Origin of the sequence: Flavobacterium cutihirudinis (genome assembly GCF_003385895.1) — a bacterium.
GTDB classification, from domain to species: Bacteria; Bacteroidota; Bacteroidia; order Flavobacteriales; family Flavobacteriaceae; genus Flavobacterium; species Flavobacterium cutihirudinis.
Genome location: NZ_QRDQ01000011.1, coordinates 98,070 through 120,564 on the forward strand (window position 1 = coordinate 98,070; position 22,495 = coordinate 120,564).

A 22,495-nucleotide genomic window follows, 5' to 3' on the forward strand; every position below is an offset into this window, starting at 1 on the left:
TTATCATGAAACAAAATTTAGATTATAAATTGATTTTTGCTCTGGCGGCTGTTGGAATTATCTGGGGTACAACATTTTTAGGAATCAGAGTTGCAGTCGAAACGATTCCGCCCTGGTTTGTAACTTCGATTCGTCAAGGTTTGGCGGGATTGATTATGATGACTATTTTGTTGTTCAAAAAAGAATTAAAATGGATTGGTTGGGGGAATTTTAAGCAACAGCTTATTCCTTCAGTTTTAATGATTGTAATTGCGAATGGTTTTACCACAATTGCAGAGAAAACATTGCCAAGCGGATTGGCATCTGTGATAAGTGCTTTATCTCCGATATTAATATTTCTTGGAAGCATTTTATTCGGATTACAAAAAATGAGTTTAAAGGGATTTGTCGGGGTGTTAATTGGGTTTTCTGGAGTCGTTTTTATATTCAAAGACGGACTAGGATCATTTTTAGATGCTGATTACAGAACTGGAATGATGTTCATGGGGTTTGCAATTTTAGCTTGGGCAGCGGGAACAATTTACACTAAAACACATGCTGTAAAATCGAATAATATTGTACTTAACTTGTTTTATCAATTTACTATGGCTTCTTGTATTCAGCTGGTTTTAGCATCTATTTTTTCGCCAAATCCAGACTTGAGTTCATGGAGTTCAAGAAGTATTTTTGCGGCTTTGTATTTGTCGCTTTTTGGATCTGTGATTGCTTTTTTCTGTTATAGTTATGCTTTGAAACATGTTACAGCAGTTCAAGTTTCTATTTTAGCTTATATAAACACGATAATTGCAGTTTTTCTGGGTTGGTTGCTTTTGGATGAAGTTATTACAATTGATTTTATTATTGCAACGGCGTTAATTATTCTTGGGGTTTTTATTGTGAATTACAAGAAGAAGGAAAAGAAAGTTGTATAAATTTCGCTTCAATTTATTTTGTAAATTTGTAAGAATTAAAAATGTAGGAATAATGGATTCGGATAAAGAAAATAAAAAAAACAAGGTTGAAGAGCCAAGAGTTGAATATGAAATTCAAAAACCTAAATTTAAAGGTATAGACCCTGAAACTTTTGATTTTGATGCCGAGTTTGCAAAAGGGTTAACGCCAGAGGAATTTAAAGCTGAAATGTCTAAAAGAATAAAAGCTTATCCTTGGAAGAAATAATTTTTAAAGAAGCAGTTCTTGAATATTTTGACGATTTAGTTTTTACGCTTTTTGAAGATGAATATTTTGGCTTTCCTGATTCTGCTCAAAATTATGTTAATAAAATAGTTGATTTTATAATTTCGAGTATTTCAAGTTTTCCAAATAAGAAAACTCCAGACTCTCTTCGGTATTTAGGAGCTAATTATATTTTTTACAGAACTAATTTAAGAACAACTTGGTATGTGTTTTTTGAAAAAAGTAATCAAAATTACGTGGTTACTGGAATCTTAAATAATTACAACGAAGAAGCAAAAGAGCTATAAAAATAAAATCCTCATAAACTGATTAAAGTCTATGAGGATTTTTTTATGTGATTTAGATACGAAAGACGCACTGCAGTGCGCCTCTACGATTAAGCATTCGCAGTAACCGCTTCTTTATCAATTTTATTAATCAAACCAGCTAACACTTTTCCTGGACCAACTTCAGTAAACAAAGTAGCGCCATCAGCGATCATTTGTTGTACAGATTGTGTCCATTTTACCGGAGCAGTCAATTGGATGATTAAGTTCTTTTTAATTTCATTTGCATCAGAAACCGCATTTGCAGTTACGTTTTGGTAAACTGGGCAAATAGGAGTTGAGAAAGTTGTAGCTTCAATTGCCGCAGCCAATTCTTCTCTTGCTGGCTCCATCATTGGCGAGTGAAATGCTCCTCCAACAGGCAAAATTAAAGCACGTTTTGCTCCCGCAGCTTTCATTGCTTCACAAGCTTTTTCAACTGCAGTAGTTTCTCCTGAAATAACTAATTGTCCTGGGCAGTTATAATTTGCAGCAACCACAACACCATCGATAGAAGCGCAAACTTCTTCGACAATATTATCGGCTAAACCTAAAACTGCAGCCATTGTTGACGGTGTGATTTCGCAAGCTTTTTGCATTGCCAAAGCACGTTGAGAAACTAATTTCAAACCATCTTCAAAAGATAAAGTTCCGTTAGCAACCAAAGCTGAAAATTCTCCTAAAGAATGTCCCGCAACCATTTCTGGTTTAAAATCTTCGCCTAAAGTTTTAGCTAAAATAACTGAGTGTAAAAACACTGCAGGCTGCGTAACTTTAGTTTCTTTTAGTTCTTCGGCAGTACCTTCAAACATAATATCTGTAATTCTAAAACCTAAAATTTCGTTAGCTTTTTCGAATAATTCTTTGGCTAAAGCCGAATTTTCATATAAATCTTTGCCCATTCCTGTGAACTGCGCACCTTGACCTGGAAATACGTATGCTTTCATTTGTCTAATTTGTTTTTTTATTTTTTTGGAATTGAAAATTAGTTTCAATTGAAAGGCAAAAATAACACTTTTTTATTTCGTATAATCCTTAAACATGTAAATCCATGCTAACCTTGAAAATCTTAGATTAAAAGGAGTTAGTAAAGTAATCACAACAGCAATAATTGGAATGATTCTTAAATCGAAATTTTTCTCAAAGAAAAACTGTGCAATACAATATGTTGCAATTCCTTGAGCGACTGTTAATCCGTAGTTTACGTACATGGCGCCAAAAAAGTAACCAGGTTCTTTTTGGAATTTATAATTACAGTTACTGCAGTATTCGTTCATTTTTGGAAGACCGAAAGTCAAAAAAATACTTTTATCTGTAAATACTTTTCCTTTGTGACAAATCGGACATTCGTTGCTTAAAATATGAGTTAGTGCATTTGACATGACTTTGTTGTTTTTTATTTGTACAAAGGTAAATCGGAGTAGGATAAAAGTCTTTTTAGTATCTTCGCTACTTATAGCATAATAAAGACATTTTTTGCTAAATTTTTAAAATTTAAATTCCTAATTCCAAATCGAAGTTCTGTAGTCAGAAAACAATAAATAGTAATTGTGTATGAAAAAGTATCCTGTTTATAGTGTTCAGAATTTTAGCTGTAACGATATTCATCGCGATTTTTATGTGAATACCTTTAAAGAGCATCTAAAAAGTCACAGTTTTGTCGAAGAGCCGCATCGTCATGATTCCTATTTGATGGTGTTTTTTACGAAAGGATCAGGAAAACACGAAGTAGATTTTGATCAATTCGAAATAAAAAGAGGAAGTTTGTTTGTGCTTCAGCCTGGACAAATGCATCACTGGAGTTTATCTGAAGACATAGAAGGTTTTGTGATTATCTTTTCGCAGGAATTGTATAATTTATATTTCGGACAAAAAAACATCAACGAGTATAATTTTTACCATTCGATTCATAACCGTCCGGAAATGGTTTTTGAAGAAAAAGAAATTCCAAAAATCCAGCCTTATTTTGATCTATTAATTCAGGAAAACAATCAAAATAATAAATATCAGCTTGATAAAATGTTGAATTTATTAGATTCAATTCACATCGAAATTGCCCGTAAATACAGTGAAACTTATTCGCATCAAACGCATTCGTACAATATTAAAATCAATAAATTCGAATCGCTTTTAGAAGAATATTTCAGAACAGAAAAATTGCCATCTTTCTACGCAGAAAAACTAAATATTACTTTAAAACATCTAAACAGAATCTGCAATGAAATTCTGCAAAAAACTGCCACAGAAGTAATCACGGATCGAGTGATTCTGGAAATAAAAAGAATGCTAATCGATAAACAATTAGCCGTAAACGAAGTAGCATTCAAAGTAGGCTACGAAGATTACTCATACTTCTCCAGATTCTTCAAAAAGCAAACAGGAATATCACCAACAGAATTTAGAAATACAGTGCGCTGATTTATTTTAGCCACGAATTACACTAATTCCCACGAATTATTATTTTAGTTTCTGCCACAGATTAAAAGGATTTTCACAGATTATTTATTTTCACAATACAGAAAAAAATCTTTTTTAATCTTTTTAATCTGTGGCAGAAAAAAATATTTCCAGTTTTGAAAGAAAAAAAATTCGTGGAAATTAATGTAATTCGTGGCAAACCCCAAAAAAAGCCTGCACTTCCTAAAAAAGTGCAGGCTTTTTAACCAATCAAATTAAAGTCTATTATAAAGTATTAAGCTTGTTTTACGAATTGTAATTCAATGTTTAATTTTACTTCTTCTCCAACTAAAACACCTCCAGTTTCAAGAGCTGAGTTCCAGTTTAAACCCCAGTCTTTACGATTAATTTTTCCTTCAATGCTTAAACCTATTTTTGTATTTCCCCAAGGATCAGTTAGGATTCCGCTATATTCTACTGGGAATTTTACTTCTTTTGAAATTCCTTTAATTGTTAAATCTCCAGTTAATTGATAATCTCCAGCATCAACTTTTTTGAAAGATGAAGCTTTGAAAGTCAATTTTGGGTTATTTTCAACGTCAAAGAAATCAGCGCTTCTTAAATGTCCGTCTCTGTCTGCATTTGCAGTGTCGATTGAAGCGATATCACCAGAAAACTGGATATCTGCATTTTCGAAGTCATCTCCTTCTGTAGTAATTGTAGCATCATAAGTTCCAAATTTACCTGAAACATTTGTAAACATCATGTGTTTAACTTTAAAACCAATTTCTGAATGTGTTGGGTCAATTGACCATTTTGTAGTTGCCATAATTTTATTTTTTAAATAATTAATTTATTTGTTTCATTTTGATAGGACAAAGTTACGGTGGTAGTAAGCGTAACGCACTTAACCTAGATTAAGAAATAAAAAATGGGATTTTTTTTGCCACAGATTGCACAGATTAGAAGGATTAAAAAAAATATTGCCACGAATTACACGAATTACCACGAAAATAATTGAATCAAAATTTGTGGAAATTTGTGTAATTCGTGGCGAATAAAAATCACTTTAATTTGTGCAATCTGTGGCAAAAAAACTAATGCGTAAAGCTTAGTTTTTCTTATTCATATAAAAACTCAACGCGCCCGAAGGGCATTTATGAATCGTCTCAATAATTTTATCAGTAGTCGAAGCTTCAGGCAAAATCCATGGTTTTTCTTTTGGATGAAAAACGTCAGGATTATTTTTTACACAATTGGCCGAATGAATGCATTTCCCGGATTGCCAAACAATCGTTACTTCGCCGTTAGTGTATTCTTTAGTTAGATTATTTGGATTCATGATTGAAAATTTTAAATAGTTAGTTTTAAATAAATTAAGACCAATTTTCATCTAATAAAATTACGGTTTCTTTTTGAGTTTTGATAAAATTTAAACAAAAAAAGAAACGATAATAAGTTGAAAATCAACTTAAATATCGTTTCTAAAAAAAATATTAATTGTAATCTTCGAATTAATAGTTCATAGGAATATCCATCAATAAAAATTCAGCATCTGAATTAGCTTTAATCGTTAAAGTGTCAGTTCCTGAAATTCCAACCGCATCACGAGTGCTTAGTTCCTGACCGTTGATGGTAACATTTCCCTTCAAAACAAAAGCATAAACTCCGTTTCCTTCTTTTTTAATTTTATATTCAGTTGCGATTCCGGCATCAAAATTTCCCATATTGAACCAAGCATCTTGGTGAATCCAAACGCCTTCATCATCAGCATTCGGAGATAAAATTTGAGATAATTTATTATGTCTGTCTGCAACATCTAAAGTAATTTGTTGGTAACGTGGCGTAACATTTCTTTTGTTTGGAAACAACCAGATTTGCAACAATTTAGTCTGTTGATCTGCATTTGGATTAAACTCACTATGCTGAACTCCAGTTCCGGCACTCATCACCTGAATATCACCATTTTTGATGATTTCAGTATTTCCCATGCTATCTTTATGAGCCAAATCACCTTCTAACGGAATTGTAATAATTTCCATATTATCGTGTGGATGCGTTCCAAAGCCCATTCCGCCTGCAATTGTATCGTCGTTTAAAACACGAAGTGCCCCAAACTGAATTCTATCCGGATTATACCAGCTCGCAAAACTAAAGCTATGATAAGCGTTCAACCATCCGTGATTTGCATTTCCTCTTGTGTCTGCTTTGTGCAATACTATATTTTCCATGATTTTGTGTGTTTTAATTTTTATAGTACAAAGATACGGTCGATCTAGAGGAAAAGCACTTAATGTAGATTAAGAAAAGGTTCTTTTGAGGTGCAAAGGTTCAGAGTTGCAAAGGTTCAGAGTTGCAAAGGTTCAAAGGTTTTTTTTGAGTTTTTACGATTCAGCAAAATTATCTAGTTATCATATTCCCAAATTATCTAATTATTTTTTTGAAGCAGAAATTTTCGTTTTCAACGGACGTGACGTCCCGCTATCCGTTTCAATCTTTTGTGGTGAACGCCACCACAAAAGGATTTCCACTTCTATCGGGGCTATACTAGAAAATTCATTTTCATAAGTCGTTATATGTATAGCTTAAAAAGAAAGTAACCGCACAGTTTGTCATCTCGACGAAGGAGAGATCACACAAGTGGCTCGGCAAAGATTGGCGATTGTAGGATCGGAGTTTCTAGTGTGATCTCTCCTTCGTCGAGATGACAAGACTGCGAGAAGGTACGGGTAAAGTAACCACGCAGTTTTGTCATTCCGAGAAACGAGGAATCTCCGTAAGTAGCTCCGCACAGCATGTCTTCAATCTTTGTCGAGCTTCTCGCGGAGATTCCTCGTTCCTCGGAATGACAAATAACACGTAATAAAAAGGCAGGGATTAATTATTAATTTTAATTAATTTTCCTTTTCCTGAAGAAATATCAAGATAATTCCCACCACCACTTTTGTCATGGATATAAAATTGAATAGTGTCTTTTTTGATTTGATCTTTTCGAATACTGATAATTAAATCTCTATTAATGAAATTCTCTAACAGTATTACATTTCCATATGAGATTTTTCCTTTTGGCATGTATTTGTTGTCAAAAATAAAAACACTATCCTTAAAAGTAATTTTGTTTTTTTGGGCGTATAAGCCGTAGTCTTCTAATAAATAATTGTAACGACCAGTAAGTTTGTCCGTTTTCTGAATTAAGTTAATCGAAACTAAAGTGATTAGCAAAGCAAGATATTTCATTATATTCTAACTATATTGATTTATAAACTGCTGAACAACGGCATCCGTATTTTCATGGCGTTTCTCTTTCTCCAAAACAGTCGGTGGAGCACTTCTTTCCAGACAATCTTTTACAGCGCAGGTCTCACAAGTTACACCAACAATCCGTTTTACTAAAGGTTTTCCATCAATGAATTTGAATTTCTTTTTCATTGTCGGATTAATTAAAATTCCAACAGAAATACTGCGGATATAATTCTCCGCAAAAGGATCTTTTGTAGCCGATGAAAAAACTAAATATTCGTTTCCGCTATTTGCATAACTTGAAATTTGAGCATCAAAAAAATGAGATTTATTTTGTTTGATGGCTTCGTCAATTGTTTTTACGGAAACCCATCTTCTGCAATAATGCTCATTGGTTTCGTTAGCATGTGGTTCTTGCTGATGCGTAATGTGTAATTCTTTATTTATCTGATAAAAATCAGAACCAATTTTATGCGATAATCTTAAGAAAAAAAGATTCTTCAACTGAAAATCTTTCGGTAATAAATTGGTTAATCGCTGATAAAAAGATTCAGGTGAAACTTCAAAACTTTCAATTAATTGAACAAATTCTTCCGGCTTTGGATTTTCATTTTCCAAGAAAGAATTGATTTTATCTACAACCAATTTTCTCGGCAATAATAAAGCGCCGGCAAAATAAGAAGCGTAAAAATTATTCAAAACCTGATCAAAATTTTCAAACTTAATCCAGCTAAAAGTCAATAATCGGTCTGATATTTTCAAATAATTATAAGCAATTTCTTTGGCTAAAATAAAAGCTTTCTGCGGAGCGTCAAGTTCTGTAGAGAGTAATAAAGTTTTGCTTTTTGGAACATAAATCGAACGCAAATCGTCCAAAGCTTCTTGGTCTGCAAATGCAATTTCTTTGATATTGTATTCGTATTCTTCTTTTAAAATCGCTTCCAATTCTTCTACAGTAATTTTAGAATCTAAATTGATTTGAAACGACTTCGAAAACGAAATTACCTTTTCTTCTAAATCTTCAAAGTAATTGCTGTGTGCTTCCTGATAGGAACGTAAAGCAGCCAAAAAGAAACTTTCACGGCTTAAATTGTAATGCTGTGCAATCTCGATAATCGTACTGATAAACGCGTTGACTTTTGCCGGAGCATTTGCAATAATATCAATTAAATCGGCTTCTTGAATTCCGAAAAGCTCGAGCGGAATCTCTTTTAAAATTCCGGATTTCAATATTTCGCCAATCGGAGCGAGATTGTTATCGAGTTTTAGAGATACCATTTGGTCGTAAGTCACGTCCAAATGTTCGCAGAGCAATAAAATTTTATCTGTTTTTGGATATTTTTTTCCCTTTTCAATCTCGTTTAAGTACGATTTTGAAAGATTTGTCAATTTGGCCAGGCCAAAAAGTGACAGATTTTTTTGCGTTCTGACTTGCTTCAATTTTAGTCCGAAGATCAGCTTTATATAGTCTTTTTCGATATCCATGAACCAAATATAGTTAATCTAAAAACAATCGCCAAAAAAATATTTTTGATATTTAGCGAACGTTCGCTTGTTTTGTAAAAAACTTTTTTCTAATATTGTCATGTAGAAATTATTAAAAATCAAAGTGTTACGATTTTGATATTCTGAAATGAATAAACAATAATCTAATAATGAGATTTTTTTTATAATAAAAAAATAAAACCACAGCTATGAAAAACCAATTAGAAATTACCGAAACGGCAATGGAATTTTTAGCCGAAAAGAAGCTTCGTTATCCAAAAATTTGGACAGAAGAAGCGATTGCTTTTATAACCGAATTGCATAGAAAATTCGAATCACAACGAAAACTATTGCTTTTGCAACGCGAACAAAAACAAGTCACTTTTGATCAGGGAATCATGCCGGTTTTTATTCCGGAAACCAAAAGTGTTAGAGAAGGCAATTGGAAAGCTGGAGAAATTCCGAAAGATTTATTAGATCGAAGAGTTGAGATTACTGGGCCAGTTGATCGCAAAATGATCATCAATGCTTTGAATTCGGGAGCGAAAACATTTATGGCCGATTTTGAAGACAGTACTTCACCAACCTGGCAAAACCTTATGGACGGACAAGTAAATCTAATCGATGCAGTTAATAAAACAATTACCTATACCGATTTGGTAAAACAAAAATCCTATCATTTAAATGAAAAGATTGCAACGCTAATTGTACGTCCGAGAGGTCTGCATTTGCCGGAAAAACATCTTTTGATTGAAGGAAATGAAGTTTCGGGTTCTTTGGTAGATTTTGGTTTGTATGTTTTTCATAATCATAAACGACTTTTAGAAAACAATTCAGGACCGTATTTCTACATTCCGAAATTAGAACATTATCTGGAAGCACGCTGGTGGAATAATGTAATTGATTTTACCGAGGATTATTTGAAATTAAAACGCGGAACGATAAAAGTGACAGTTTTGATTGAAACGATTACGGCAAGTTTTCAGCTCGATGAAATCATTTACGAATTGAAAGAACATATCGTAGGCTTGAACTGCGGACGTTGGGATTATATTTTCTCATACATCAAAAAGTTCAGAAAAAATCCAAAATTCATCGTTCCAGATCGCGATCAGGTAAATATGACTTCGCCTTTTATGAATGCCTATTCGAATTTGGTTATTCAAAGATGTCATAAAAGAGGAATTCATGCAATTGGCGGAATGGCTGCTCAAATTCCGATTAGAAATAATGAAGAAGCTAATGCTGTCGCTTTCGCAAAAGTAAAAACAGATAAGGAGCGTGAAGTTCGAAATGGTCACGACGGAACTTGGGTTGCGCATCCTGATTTGGTTTCCCTAGCAAAAGAAATTTTTGACAAAGGAATGCCAACTCCAAATCAGATTCAGATTAAAAGAGAACATCGAAAAATCACAGAAGCTGATTTAATTGAACCACCAATTGGAATCATCACTGAAAACGGCGTTCGAAAAAATATCAATGTTGGAGTTCTATATCTAGCTTCATGGCTGAATGGACAAGGCGCTGCCGCATTGCATAATTTAATGGAAGACGCCGCAACCGCCGAAATTTCAAGATCGCAATTGTGGCAATGGCTTCAGAATAAAGTGCTTTTGGATAATGGACGAAAATTAGATTTGGCTTATTATCATGAATTGGCTTTAGATGAATTCAGAAAAATAAAAGAGGAATTAGGCGAAGAAAATCACGAAAAACAACAATTTCCATTGGCTGAAAAAGTGCTGGAAAGATTAGTAGTAAATACTGAGTTTGTTGATTTCTTGACGATTCCGTGTTACAAATATTTATAAAAAAATCCGCTAAATCCGCTAAATCCGCAAGATCTGCGAGAGAATAAATTTTTCACGCAGATTTAGCAGATCAGGCAGATAGAATGAGAATGAAAAGATTTACGCAGATCTTCTTAAAACTATTTAAGTCCGGTTAAAACTGATAACTGAGACTGAAAACTATAAACTTTACTAACCACTTTAACTATACTATTTATGAAAACAACAGAAGACAGAATTCAGGAATTGATTAACGATTGGATCACGAACCCGAGATGGAAAGGTGTTGAACGTCCTTACACTGCGAGTGAAGTAGTTACGCTTCAGGGTTCGTATCATATTGAGCATTCTATTGCTAAAATGGGAGCGCAAAAATTATGGAGAAAGTTAAAAAGTCAGGATTTTGTAGCTGGTTTGGGCGCGTTGACTGGAAATCAGGCGATTCAGGAAGTCGATGCGGGTTTAGAAGCGATTTATTTAAGCGGATGGCAGGTTGCTGCAGATGCAAATCTTGCAGGCGAAATGTACCCTGATCAATCACTTTATCCGGTAAACAGCGTTCCGATGGTGGTTAAAAAAATTAATAATGCATTGTTGCGTGCTGATCAAATTCAGACGGTAAACAATATTGAAGATAAAAAAGATTATTTAGTTCCGATTGTGGCCGATGCCGAAGCAGGTTTTGGGGGAAACCTGAATGCTTTCGAATTAATGAAGTCGATGATTGAAGCTGGAGCTTCTGGAGTTCATTTTGAAGATCAATTAAGTTCTGCTAAAAAGTGCGGGCACTTGGGCGGAAAAGTATTAGTTCCAACTCAAGAAGCGATTAATAAATTAATTGCAGCGCGTTTGGCTTCAGATGTAATGGGAGTTTCAACTTTAATTGTTGCAAGAACAGATGCTGATGCGGCTAATTTATTAACCAGCGATGCAGATCCAAGAGATAGGAAGTTTTTGACAGGAGAAAAAACTGCCGAAGGTTTTTTCTACGTAAAAAACGGAATAGATCAGGGAATTGCAAGAGGTTTGAGTTATGCCCCATATGCCGATTTAATTTGGATGGAAACCAGTAATCCTGATTTAGATTATGCAAGAAAGTTTGCAAAAGCAATGAAAAAAGAATTTCCGGATAAGATGCTGGCTTACAATTGTTCTCCATCATTCAATTGGGCTGCAAAATTAACAGTTCCCGAAATGGAAACGTTCAGAGAAGATTTGGCTGCAATGGGATATAGTTTCCAATTCATCACTTTAGCTGGATTCCATGCTTTGAACACCAGTATGTTTGAATTGTCAAGAGCGTATAAAGAACGCGGAATGGCAGGATATTCTGAATTACAGGAACGCGAATTTGCTTTACAGAAAAACGGATTTAGAGCGGTAAAACATCAGGCTTTTGTAGGGACTTCTTATTTTGATGCTGTTCAAAATACGGTAATGTTAGGAAAATCAGCAATAACAGCGATGGAACATTCTACAGAGGTTGAGCAATTTTAATTCAAGAGAAAAGCCAGTTCAATGAACTGGCTTTTTTATAGCAACAGATTTCACAGATTAAAGGGATTTTTTTTCGCCACGAATTACACAAATTTTCACGAATTTCATTTCAATTTAATTTGTGAAAATTTGTGTAATTCCTGGCAACATTTTTTTAATCCTTTTAATCTGTGAAATCTGTGGCTAAACCTTTTATTTCTTCAAAAGGCGAGCTTTCATTTTACTGAAAAATTCGGGTGTAACTCCAATGAAAGAGGCGATTTGTTTTTGAGGAACTTTGTGAACCAATGTTCCGTACTTCTTGGTGAATTTTTCGAATCTTTCTTCGGCAGGTAAACTTAAGTTGTCCATTAATCTTTGTTGATTGGCGACTAATGAATTCTCAATTAAAATTCTGAAAAAGCGTTCTAGTTTTGGAATTTCAAGATACAATTGTTCCTGATTTTCTTTGGATAAAGAAACAACTTCGGCTTCTTCTAAAACTTCAATAAACAGCTGTCCTGGTTTTTCCGAAAAATAACTGTACATATCACTTATCCACCAGCCTTCGCAGGCAAAAGATAAAACATGCTCAACAATATTATCGTTGATATTGAAGCTTCTTAAAATTCCTGAATTTACAAAATACGAATGTTTACAGATTTCGCCGGCGTTTAACAAAAGTGTTTTGGCTTTGTAAGTGTGCGTTTCTAATTTGGATAAAAAAAGCGCTTGTTCATCTGGCGTAAGAGAAACATGTTTAGCAATATTTTCGAGAATTAATGCCATTATTTTTTCTCGTCGATTAAGGTAAATGAAGTTGCTTTGAATCTGTTTCCTTTAATTTCTCCTGTAACTAAAGCTTTACTGATTGCATTACAAAAACCTTTTTCGGCATGTGCATCACCATGATCGTGAATAGTGGTTCCGTCAACGAAATACGATTTTCCGTCAATACGAACTGCTAAATCGCAGCTTTTGCCTTTCATTCCGAATTGACATTCTCCGCATGAAGCTTCAACAATTGTTGGTTTATCAAATTTCTTTTTGTCTTGTGCTTGTGTTGAAATTCCAATAAATAGGAAAATCATGAATATAAGTTTTTTCATTTTCTAAGAGTTTACAATTATTAATTTCGCCGTTTCCTTGGCGCGTTCTGTTACTTCATTGATTGGAGTTGAAAGTACATCATGGCTCAAAACAACTCCCATTCTTCGGTAAGGTCTTGAAGTTGGTTTGCCAAAAATCCTGAAATCTGTTTTTGGTAAAGCCGCTACTTTTTCGATTCCGGTAAAAGTTGGATTTGTAGAATCTTCTGAAGCTAAAATTACGGCACTTGCTCCGGCTTTTTCCAAAGTAATTTCAAAAATTGGAAGACTTAGAATTGCTCTTAAGTGCAATTCAAATTCGTTGAAATTCTGCGTTCCCGCTAAAGTTACCATTCCCGTATCGTGAGGACGCGGAGAAAGTTCAGAGAAATAAACGCCTTCTTTTGTTAGGAAAAATTCAACACCAAAAAGTCCGGCACCGCCAAGCGCTTCGGTAATTTTTTCGGCCATGTCCTGAGCTTCGTACAAATCTTTTTCTGAAACTAAAGCAGGCTGCCAGCTTTCCTGATAATCGCCACGTTCTTGTCGGTGACCGATTGGTGCACAAAACAAAGTTGGATTATTATTTTGAGTAATTGTTAAAAGTGTGATTTCCGAATCAAAATTGACAAAAGCTTCTACAATAACTTCGATAACATCGCCACGCGAACCTGCAACAGCATATTGCCATGCTTTTTCGATATCGCTTTCTGTTTTGATAGTCGATTGCCCTTTTCCAGACGAAGACATTAAAGGTTTTACCACACACGGAATTCCAACTTCCTGAACGGCTTTTTGCAGTTCTTCTGCTGAAGTAGCGTATTGATATTTTGCTGTTCTTAGTCCAAGTTCTTTTGCCGCTAAATCACGAATGGCTTTACGGTTCATGGTAAAGTTTGCCGCTTTCGCTGAAGGAACAACCGTGATTCCTTGTTTTTCGTAATCGTAAAAACGTTCGGTGCGAATGGCTTCTATTTCTGGAACAATAAAATCGGGTTTATGTTTGGCTACAATTCGGTCAAGTGACTCGCCGTCGAGCATATTGATGACTTCAAAACCATGTGCAACTTGCATTGCTGGTGCATTTTCGTAACTATCAACTGCGATTATAGTTTGTCCGATTCGTTGTGCGGCAATGACAAATTCTTTGCCTAATTCGCCTGAACCTAGGAGTAATATTTTCATTTTGGAGTGTTGTAATGTTTGAGTAGTAAAAGTACAGAAAAATGTTTTTAACCGCAAAGTTCTATTCGTTTGTGTTAATATAGAGGCGCACTGCAGTGCGTCTACACAATCTATGTCTAAACGCAAAGAGCGCAAAGAATTATGCAAAGTTTTTGTTTTTAAGTTAAAAAAGGGCACAGAGAATTCCTCACGCAGATTTTGGAGATTCAGCAGATTTAATTTCGCACTTGATTTTAGTTTTAAGACAAAGTAACCATACAGTTTGTCATTTCGAGGAACGAGAAATCACACTAGAAGCTCGACAAAGATTGACGCTTTACTTTGTGGAATCCCGTGTGCGATTTCTCGTTCCTTGAAATGACAAGATTGTGTGTATGTGAATACTGGAAAAACGAAAACGCTCTTATGAAACCGTTTGCGTGAGGGATAGAAGTGGAAAGCCCACAGTCGTGAGGAACGAACAGGCGAGGACTTGTAACGGATAGCCCGACCCGGAGGGACACGCCCAAAATAAAAAACCGATACTTCTTTTAAAAAGTATCGGTTTGTATATTAATGAAAATGATCTTCTTCAATCTCAAATTCGGCATCTTTTTCCCAGATTTCCATTTCACAGGGTTTGCAGTTGAATTTTAGTTTGTATTCCAATTCTCCCTGTTTTAAAACTAATGGTTCTTTTACTTTAACACCAACTATATCTTTTTGGTGAATCGGACATTTTTTTAATTCGTATTTGATGCAATATTTCGTTGTCATTACACGAGATTTTCCTGGATCCCATTGTAATTCGAATGCTTTTTCGATTTCAGTTACACCATGGCGTTCGTAGAATTTACGAGCCGTTTTATTCGAAACGTTGTACATGAAATCTAACTTAGTTTCAGGATACGGATGTGACGTTTTTACCAATTGGTGCTCCTCACGAACGTAATTTGCCAAACGAATTTCTGATAATTGTTCGTAAACCGTTCTTCTCATTTCATTAATTTTTGAAATAGGAAGGAACCAGTTTTGAGAAAACATAATGTTGATTTCGTCAGCGCTGTAAGGTGTAAAACCTGTTTTTGCCAATTGAACTTTAATGTTTTCTTCGATTGATTCGCCAGTTTTAGTCTGCTCTTTTGAATGTTCTAAAATAACTGTACTTACGTTTCCGTCTTCGTCGGTTGCGATTAATTCAAAACCGTTTTCATTTTCTGTAAGCAATAAAGTCGTTCCGATTTTACGAATTGCACTGTCTTCTCTTTCTACAATTTTGATGAAAGCGATATCGTTATTACGGTAAATGAAAGTTCCGTCTTTAATTTCTTTTAAAACGTTTGGATATACTTTTCCGTTTTCGGCTTTGTTTACGTAGATTCCGTCAGCTTCATTATTTTCATTGATGAAGCAAAGTCCATCTCCGTTGTTTAATAACTCGCCGTTTTCGATTTCGTAAGCGTTTCCAACAGTTCTGATTAATTTTCCGATATATTGACCTTTTGATTTTGGACTTTCCCAAGAACCAATCGAGCTGTGTCTTTCGTTTACGAAATAATCGGTATAACCACGATTGAAAGTTCTGCTTAAAGTAGAATCGAAAGTATACGTACATTTTCCAGAAGAAGCTTTTGTGTATTTATCGCTTCCTTCTAAATAACTGTCTAATTTTTGACGTAAATAAGATACGTTGTTTTTAACGTAAGCTACATCTTTTAATCTTCCTTCGATTTTGAAAGAAACAATTCCAGCTTCGATCAAATTCGGAATCTGATCTGAAACATCTAAATCTTTAATCGAAAGCAAGTGACTGTTTCGGATTAAAGTATCTCCGTTTCCGTCAATTAAGTTATAAGGTAAACGACAGTTTTGAGCACAAGAACCACGGTTGGCGCTACGTTCTCCGTTTGCTACACTCATATAACAGTTTCCACTGAAAGAAACACATAAAGCTCCGGTTACGAAAAATTCTAATTCAACATCAGCTTCGTCGTATATTGTTTTAATTTGATGAAGGTTTAATTCACGTGCTAAAACTACACGTTTGATTCCGGCATCTTTTAGGAATTTGATTTTATCTGCATCACGATTGTTGGCTTGTGTGCTGGCGTGAAGAACGATAGGAGGCAAGTCCATTTCCATAATCGCCATATCTTGAATGATCAAGGCATCAACACCAATGTCATATAACTCCCAGATCATAGCGCGACAAGTTTCTAACTCGTTGTCGTACAAAATGGTATTCATAACCACAAAAACCTGTGCGTTAAATAAGTGCGCGTATTTTACAAGTTCGGCAACATCTTCAATAGAGTTGTTTGCATTAGAACGTGCTCCAAATTGTGGTGCACCAATATATACTGCATCGGCACCACTGTTTATGGCAGCGATTCCTCCAATTAAATCTCTAGCAGGAGCTAATATTTCGATTTTCTTCTTCATTTCTAAAACTTTAGACTTTTGTGGTATTCCCGAAAAAAAGTGTGCAAAGGTCTAATAAATTATTCGAGTTTGCTAGTGATGAAGCGATTTTTTTGAATTTGTTAACTTAATATGGAATGATGATAAATGGATTTTTTATAAAAACTGTTTCAAGAGATTAATCTAAAGGAAAAGTATATCCAAGAGCAAATACTCCCGTAGATTGTTTTGCAGCGGGATGAAAGTATCCAGAAATGCCGATTTCAAAATTATGATGTCTTCCCACTGCTAGTCCAACACTAAATGGGATATGCATTAAAATAGTGCTTTTATTAAAATTAACGTTTGGTGTAAAGGTTTCGAATTTACCAATCGAAGTTCCAATACCACCTTCAATAAATGGAGCAACCCAAGGTATTGGCGCACAAATGCGAACTTTTCCTCCCATTAAAAAGGCGTTAGTAGTTACTTTATATTGAGGTTGATTTTGCACATTTTGATCTTTATCAACAGATTCAAAAATGGCGCCAGCGTAAGGTCTTATGCTAAACCATGATTTTAATCCAATAATGTATTCGCCTTGAAGATACAGACCACCACCCATAACATCTACTTCGTCTTGAGTGCCATAATCTTCTATATAATAAGATCCGCTTGATGCAAAACCTATTGATGCTTTGATGAATTTGCCTTCAGTTTGGGCTTTTGCAAGGTTTGGAAACAAAAATAAAAGAACGATAGAAATAAAAAAACTGCGTAAAGTTAATGACATAAAAAGTAAGTTTTGGTTTAGAAATTGGTTGCGACGAAAGTAAGATTTTTTTTGGTTTTTCCAAAAAGCAAAAAAACTACCTGATTATTTAAACCAGGTAGTTTTTCTTAAAATAAAAAGCTTCAATGATATTAATTCGCTCTCATTTTAATTTGTGATAAAGTGTTTTGAATACTGTTTAATTGTTTTGAAACAATGTAAACCTGACTGTGCTCAAGATGATTTTCTTCAAGTGCCATTTTGTATTTCTCAACTGCGGCTTCTTCACCAGTAATGCAGGCGTTGATGATTGCTTTAGTGTCACCGCCGGTGAATGATGATTTAATATCAATCCAAGTTCTATGTAAAGCGCCTAATGGACCTCCGCCTGAAGTGTCTGTTGATTTACCAAGTTTGTTGATTTCGTCTTGTAGTTCTACAATAAATAAAGCTCTTTCGCGTGCGTAATCAAGGAAATCGGCTTTCATAGCTAGATTTTCTACATGTTCTGCGGCGTTTGTATATCCTAGTTTTCCGTCTTCAAGAATTGAAATTAATCCGTTCAATGTTTTTACGGTTTCGTCTGTGTTTACATCTGTATGTGTCATGATGAATAGTTTTTTAATTAATACATTACAAAGTTGACGATTTATAAAACGTTATGTTTTACAGGATTACAGCTGAGGTTTTACAATATTGTGGAATGGGAATTTTGAAAGTGTTGATTTGAGTTTCACACACATCTAGTAGATTTAAGCAGATTTTTTTCTCTTGAAAATGAATTTTCTCGTTTACCATTTGCGTGAGGGATTGAGGCGGTATCCTTTTATGGAGCGGAGCGGAATAAAAGATATAGCCGAAAGCCCGACCCGGAGGGACACGCCCAAACTAACTTCATAAAAAAACAGCTTAAAGTATAAAAGTGATGAAACTTTTGAACCTTAAGCCGTTTTAATAAAACTTAGAATATTTTTATGCAGTCAAAGCTTCTTTGATTCTGCGTAATGCTTCTTTTAAAATATCGTTGCTTGTAGCGTAAGAGAAACGAATACAGTTTGGATTTCCGAAAGCGTCTCCTGTTACTGTTGCAACATTAGCTTCAGCTAAAAGATACATTGAAACGTCGTTTGCATCTTTAATTTCGTGTCCTTTTAATGTTTTTCCGAAGAAAGAAGAAACGTCTGGGAATACATAAAATGCACCTTCTGGAACGTTGATTTTTACTCCTGGAATTTCTTTTAATAATCCAACAACTAAATCTCTACGTCCGTGGAAAGCCTGAACCATGTGGTTTAATACACTTGGATCAGCATCTACAGCTGTAATCGTAGCGCGTTGCGCTACAGAATTTGCTCCAGATGTTACTTGTCCTTGAATTTTTGTACACGCTTTTGCGATAAATTCCGGAGCTCCAATGTATCCAATTCTGTATCCTGTCATTGCAAATGCTTTTGCAACTCCGTTTACAGTGATTGTTCTTTCTAACATTCCTGGGATTGAACCAATACTGCAGAAAGTTCCTGAGAAATTGATGTGTTCATAAATTTCGTCAGCAACTACATAAATATTTGGGTGTTTTTCTAACACTTTTGCAAGTGCTGTTAATTCTTCTCTACTGTAAACAGACCCAGATGGGTTACATGGAGAAGAAAACCACATCATTTTTGTTTTTGGAGTGATTGCAGCTTCTAATTGCTCTGGAGTGATTTTGAAATCTGTTTCCACAGAAGTTGGAACTTCAACAGGAACTCCGCCAGAAAGTTTTACGATTTCGAAGTAAGAAACCCAGTATGGAGCTGGTAAAATTACTTCGTCACCATCGTTTAACATTACTTGTGCAATGTTGTATAAAGATTGCTTTGCTCCAGTAGAAACTACAATTTGAGATGGTTTGTACTCTAAATCATTGTCTCTTTTAAATTTTCTGCAGATTGCTTCTCTCAGTTCAAGATAACCTTCTACTGGAGAATAAGTGCTATAATTTTCGTTTACTGCTTTTATTACTGCTTCTTTAATGAAGTCTGGTGTATTGAAATCAGGCTCACCTAAACTTAAACTGATAATGTCTTTTCCTTGTGCTTTTAATTCTCTTGCCAAAGCGGCCATTGCTAATGTTTGCGAAGTTGCAAGGTTGTTGATTCTGTCCGAAAGAATATGGTTCATTATAAAATTTTTGAATGTCCTTAATTTTCTACGCTTATTAAGGAGGGTTAATTATTAATAGATTTTTTTTTAAACTGATAATTCAGGTTTCATTCCTAAGTCACGTAAATGCTTGAAGTGTGCAACTATTGCACTTCTCATTGTTTTATATTCGTAATATGGCAAGTTACATTCTTTTGCAGTTTCCTTTACGATTTTTGCAATTTTACCATAATGAATGTGACTAATATTTGGAAAAATGTGATGTTCGATTTGGTGGTTTAATCCGCCTGTATACCAATTTACAATTGCATTTTTTGGTGCAAAGTTAGTTGTAGTATACAATTGGTGAACGGCCCAAGTATTATCCATTTCGCCTAATTCATTTGGTTGCGGATTAGTAGTATGATCAACCACGTGTGCTAATTGAAATACTATACTTAAGATTAAACCTGTTGTATAATGCATGACGAAAAATCCAAGAAGAACTTTCCACCATGTAATCCCAATAACGATTGGTAAAACAATCCAGATTGATGCATAGATAATTTTTGTGATAATAAGAGTTGTCCAAAGAATTTTAGGACTTTTTGGTTCGCCGTATGATAATTTTCTTTTCAAATAATTACGCATTTGCTTAAAATCGGTTGTGATTGCCCAATTGAAAGTCAGTAATCCGTATAAGAAAACAGAATAATAATGCTGAAAACGATGAAAGCTATGCCATTCTGCATGTTCTGTAAAACGGATAATTCTTCCTGCGTCAAGATCTTCATCATGTCCAGGAATATTGGTATACGTATGGTGCAATACATTGTGCTGTACTTGCCAGTTATAAACATTTCCGGCCAAAACATAAATTGTTCCGCCCATTAATTTATTGATCCAGCTTTTGTTCGAGTAAGAACCGTGGTTTCCATCGTGCATTACATTCATTCCAACGCCGGCCATTCCAATTCCCATTACGATTGATAACAGTAACATTACCCAAAAAGGCATATTAAGCGTAAGGATCAAAAAATAAGGTGTTAAAAATACTGCGAAAAGAATAACGGCTTTTAAATGCAGTTTCCAGTTCCCAGTTTTCTGGATATTATTTTCTTTGAAATAATTGTTTACCCGAGAGTTAAGTGTTCTGAAAAACTTCAGATTGTCTTGCCTTGCAAATGTAGGAGCAGTGTTATTCATAATTATTTTAAATAGGTTTCAAAGGTAATTATTATAAATTTTCAATTTGCAAAATTGAGTTAAATATTTCAATCGTAAAGTAGTACTTTTGTTAAAAATTTAGAGCAATGGATGAGATATTGAAATATTTTCCTGATTTGACCGAAGTTCAAATTGAACAATTTCAAAAATTAGACTTTTTATACCACGATTGGAATGAAAAAATCAATGTTATTTCGAGAAAAGACATTGATTCATTATATACTAAACACATTTTGCATTCTTTGGGAATTGCCAAAGTGATGAAGTTTGAACCTGGAACAACCGTTTTGGATGTTGGTACAGGCGGAGGTTTTCCGGGAATCCCGTTAGCGATTCTTTTTCCTGAAACTCGTTTTTATTTGATTGACGTGATTGCCAAGAAAATAAAAGTGGTGCAAGGTGTTGCCGATGCTTTAGAATTAAAAAATGTTAAAGCGGAACAAAAACGTGCCGAATTGGTCAAAGCAGACTTTGATTTTATTGTGAGCCGTGCAGTAACAAATATGCCTGATTTTGTTTCCTGGGTTAAAGATAAAATTAAGAAACAGCACAAACACACTTTGAAAAACGGAATTCTTTACCTAAAAGGCGGAGATTTGGCAGAGGAATTAAAAGATTTTCCAAGTGCAACTTTATATAATCTTTCGGATTATTTTGAAGATGAATTTTTTGAAACCAAAAAAGTAGTTCATCTTCCATTAAAATTTAAAGTTTAAAAAGAAGCCCGGTTAGAATTAATAAAATTCTGCCGGGTTCTTTTTTGAATTAAAAATTAAGATGCTTTTTTTGATAAATGCAAAAACGGATTTGCTTTATGATTTAAATTATTGATGAAATTACTCAATGCTATTTCGCAGGCCGCTGGCGTGTAATGAAATTTTGAATCAAAGAAAAATTCGCGGCAAATTACGGTTTCATTGGATGAATTATAGACATCTTCGTCACTTTGATCTGCATCTTTGTAGTTGTACGCACACGGATATGAGTTTAGCAAAGCTGCAATAGTATCATTAAACCATTTATCGAAAAACTTTTTCTTTGGAGTGATGTAACGTGCTAAAAGCACTAATCCAATAAGTTCACTTTGAAGAAAGTAAGAGCCTTTTCTATATCTTACATCGACCATTCGCACATTCATAAGCGCAACCCATAAAGGTCCGTTTACCGAACCAGAATCTGAAATGTTCAAATCGGTATCAAAAATTAAGGGATCTGTTTCATGCAAATCATGTATAGAACACCAAAGTGCTTCTATGCGTTTTTGAATATCATTTGTTGTTGTTGAATATCCGGTAAAACGCCATGAAACCCATTCTAATAAAGCTGCTGTTAATCCCATACAGGCTTTATGTCCAATTTGCAATAGTACATTTTCTAATTCTTCATTTCCTTCTAATGGATCTAAAAATAACTCCATTTTTTTATTATTCCATTTAAAATCGATTGGATGTCCAACACTTTTCGATTTCAGAATTATTTCTGGTACGTTGTTTAAGTTTCTCATATTTTGCTGATTATTTTGTATTAGAATGTTTTCAGGCAAATTTATTGGGAGATCATTTTTTTAGGTGGAATAAGAGGTTTAAAAAATGATAGAATAAGCTTTTTTAATTTTTTAACTAGTTGGCTTTTAGTTAAATAAGAAAATTATTACAAATTTTGCATTTGAAATATTATAGAAAATACAATTATTGCGGAATGTTTGAATTAATTTTTATTTATTAAGTAGTTGTTTTTGAGTTGTTTATTTGGCTTAGTGGTGTTGTTTCTAGCTGTATATTCTAATCTTTACCCTCAAGAAGTATTTTTCTATAATCTCTAAGCAGTAAAAACAAAAAGCCGAATCTGTTA

General features: G+C 34.4%; 23 protein-coding genes. 7 read left to right on the forward strand and 16 right to left on the reverse strand.

Features of this window, described 5'->3' with window-relative positions; translation table 11 throughout:
* Positions 1–5: 5 nt before the first annotated feature.
* The 3 genes from BD847_RS16935 to BD847_RS16945 are packed head-to-tail and all read left to right on the forward strand — an operon-like array spanning position 6 to position 1,463.
* Positions 6–911, forward strand: a complete 906-nt coding sequence (locus BD847_RS16935; RefSeq protein ID WP_115889461.1) for a DMT family transporter — start codon at positions 6–8, stop codon at positions 909–911.
* A gap of 52 nt (positions 912–963) precedes the next feature.
* Positions 964–1,158, forward strand: a complete 195-nt coding sequence (locus BD847_RS16940; RefSeq protein ID WP_115889462.1) for a hypothetical protein — start codon at positions 964–966, stop codon at positions 1,156–1,158.
* Positions 1,146–1,463 carry a hypothetical protein gene (locus BD847_RS16945; protein ID WP_115889463.1) on the forward strand — a complete coding sequence of 106 codons (318 nt, stop codon included), beginning with the start codon at positions 1,146–1,148 and terminating at the stop codon, positions 1,461–1,463. Before BD847_RS16940 ends, BD847_RS16945 begins: the two co-directional genes overlap by 13 nt.
* A gap of 89 nt (positions 1,464–1,552) precedes the next feature.
* Here the strand turns inward: BD847_RS16945 and fabD are convergent, their stop codons facing one another.
* Positions 1,553–2,428, reverse strand: coding sequence for an ACP S-malonyltransferase (gene fabD / locus BD847_RS16950; RefSeq protein WP_115889464.1), 876 nt, complete (start codon positions 2,426–2,428; stop codon positions 1,553–1,555).
* Between the two features lie 72 nt (positions 2,429–2,500).
* Positions 2,501–2,863 carry a DUF983 domain-containing protein gene (locus tag BD847_RS16955; RefSeq protein WP_115889465.1) on the reverse strand — a complete coding sequence of 121 codons (363 nt, stop codon included), beginning with the start codon at positions 2,861–2,863 and terminating at the stop codon, positions 2,501–2,503.
* Positions 2,864–3,035: 172 nt separating this feature from the next.
* Between BD847_RS16955 and BD847_RS16960 the strand changes: the two genes are divergently transcribed.
* Complete coding sequence (locus BD847_RS16960; RefSeq protein WP_115889466.1) at positions 3,036–3,899, forward strand: helix-turn-helix domain-containing protein; 864 nt, start codon at positions 3,036–3,038, stop codon at positions 3,897–3,899.
* 274 nt (positions 3,900–4,173) lie between these two features.
* Here BD847_RS16960 and BD847_RS16965 read toward each other — a convergent pair whose 3' ends face one another.
* The 5 genes from BD847_RS16965 to BD847_RS16985 all read right to left on the reverse strand — a co-directional run bounded on the left by BD847_RS16965 (position 4,174) and on the right by BD847_RS16985 (position 8,603).
* Positions 4,174–4,707, reverse strand: coding sequence for a YceI family protein (locus BD847_RS16965; protein ID WP_115889467.1), 534 nt, complete (start codon positions 4,705–4,707; stop codon positions 4,174–4,176).
* Positions 4,708–4,989: 282 nt separating this feature from the next.
* Positions 4,990–5,220 carry a (4Fe-4S)-binding protein gene (locus BD847_RS16970; RefSeq protein WP_115889667.1) on the reverse strand — a complete coding sequence of 77 codons (231 nt, stop codon included), beginning with the start codon at positions 5,218–5,220 and terminating at the stop codon, positions 4,990–4,992.
* A gap of 172 nt (positions 5,221–5,392) precedes the next feature.
* Positions 5,393–6,109, reverse strand: coding sequence for a pirin family protein (locus tag BD847_RS16975; RefSeq protein WP_115889468.1), 717 nt, complete (start codon positions 6,107–6,109; stop codon positions 5,393–5,395).
* A gap of 646 nt (positions 6,110–6,755) precedes the next feature.
* Positions 6,756–7,115 (reverse strand): hypothetical protein, encoded by a 360-nt coding sequence (locus BD847_RS16980; RefSeq protein WP_115889469.1) that lies wholly within the window; start codon positions 7,113–7,115, stop codon positions 6,756–6,758.
* Between the two features lie 6 nt (positions 7,116–7,121).
* Positions 7,122–8,603 carry a helix-turn-helix domain-containing protein gene (locus tag BD847_RS16985; RefSeq protein WP_115889470.1) on the reverse strand — a complete coding sequence of 494 codons (1,482 nt, stop codon included), beginning with the start codon at positions 8,601–8,603 and terminating at the stop codon, positions 7,122–7,124.
* A 209-nt stretch (positions 8,604–8,812) separates the two neighbouring features.
* Between BD847_RS16985 and aceB the strand changes: the two genes are divergently transcribed.
* Positions 8,813–10,414: a malate synthase A gene (aceB, locus tag BD847_RS16990; RefSeq protein WP_115889471.1), complete on the forward strand. Its 1,602-nt coding sequence runs from the start codon at positions 8,813–8,815 to the stop codon at positions 10,412–10,414.
* Positions 10,415–10,609: 195 nt separating this feature from the next.
* Positions 10,610–11,890 (forward strand): isocitrate lyase, encoded by a 1,281-nt coding sequence (gene aceA, locus BD847_RS16995; protein WP_115889472.1) that lies wholly within the window; start codon positions 10,610–10,612, stop codon positions 11,888–11,890.
* Between the two features lie 192 nt (positions 11,891–12,082).
* Here aceA and BD847_RS17000 read toward each other — a convergent pair whose 3' ends face one another.
* From BD847_RS17000 to BD847_RS17035, 8 genes are all read right to left on the reverse strand, one after another.
* The gene (locus tag BD847_RS17000; protein WP_115889473.1) at positions 12,083–12,658 is read right to left on the reverse strand and encodes a Crp/Fnr family transcriptional regulator; all 576 of its coding nucleotides are present in this window, start codon (positions 12,656–12,658) and stop codon (positions 12,083–12,085) included.
* Positions 12,658–12,978 carry a DUF6370 family protein gene (locus tag BD847_RS17005; RefSeq protein WP_115889474.1) on the reverse strand — a complete coding sequence of 107 codons (321 nt, stop codon included), beginning with the start codon at positions 12,976–12,978 and terminating at the stop codon, positions 12,658–12,660. Before BD847_RS17005 ends, BD847_RS17000 begins: the two co-directional genes overlap by 1 nt.
* Positions 12,979–12,981: 3 nt before the next feature.
* The gene (purT, locus tag BD847_RS17010) at positions 12,982–14,199 is read right to left on the reverse strand and encodes a formate-dependent phosphoribosylglycinamide formyltransferase (RefSeq protein WP_262511892.1); all 1,218 of its coding nucleotides are present in this window, start codon (positions 14,197–14,199) and stop codon (positions 12,982–12,984) included.
* Between the two features lie 495 nt (positions 14,200–14,694).
* Positions 14,695–16,563 carry a peptidase U32 family protein gene (locus BD847_RS17015; RefSeq protein WP_115889476.1) on the reverse strand — a complete coding sequence of 623 codons (1,869 nt, stop codon included), beginning with the start codon at positions 16,561–16,563 and terminating at the stop codon, positions 14,695–14,697.
* 157 nt (positions 16,564–16,720) lie between these two features.
* Complete coding sequence (locus tag BD847_RS17020) at positions 16,721–17,314, reverse strand: hypothetical protein (RefSeq protein ID WP_115889477.1); 594 nt, start codon at positions 17,312–17,314, stop codon at positions 16,721–16,723.
* Positions 17,315–17,445: 131 nt separating this feature from the next.
* Entirely contained in the window at positions 17,446–17,901 is a 456-nt protein-coding gene (locus tag BD847_RS17025; RefSeq protein WP_115889478.1) for a ferritin-like domain-containing protein, read from the reverse strand.
* Positions 17,902–18,265: 364 nt separating this feature from the next.
* A complete protein-coding gene (locus BD847_RS17030; RefSeq protein WP_115889479.1) occupies positions 18,266–19,456 on the reverse strand; it encodes a pyridoxal phosphate-dependent aminotransferase in 1,191 nt (396 codons plus the stop codon).
* 69 nt (positions 19,457–19,525) lie between these two features.
* Entirely contained in the window at positions 19,526–20,623 is a 1,098-nt protein-coding gene (locus BD847_RS17035) for a fatty acid desaturase family protein (protein ID WP_115889480.1), read from the reverse strand.
* Between the two features lie 107 nt (positions 20,624–20,730).
* Between BD847_RS17035 and rsmG the strand changes: the two genes are divergently transcribed.
* Positions 20,731–21,360: a 16S rRNA (guanine(527)-N(7))-methyltransferase RsmG gene (gene rsmG, locus BD847_RS17040; protein WP_115889481.1), complete on the forward strand. Its 630-nt coding sequence runs from the start codon at positions 20,731–20,733 to the stop codon at positions 21,358–21,360.
* A gap of 56 nt (positions 21,361–21,416) precedes the next feature.
* On the opposite strand, the gene BD847_RS17045 is transcribed toward rsmG, so the two are convergent.
* Positions 21,417–22,148, reverse strand: a complete 732-nt coding sequence (locus BD847_RS17045; protein WP_115889482.1) for a hypothetical protein — start codon at positions 22,146–22,148, stop codon at positions 21,417–21,419.
* Between the last annotated feature and the right edge of the window lie 347 nt (positions 22,149–22,495).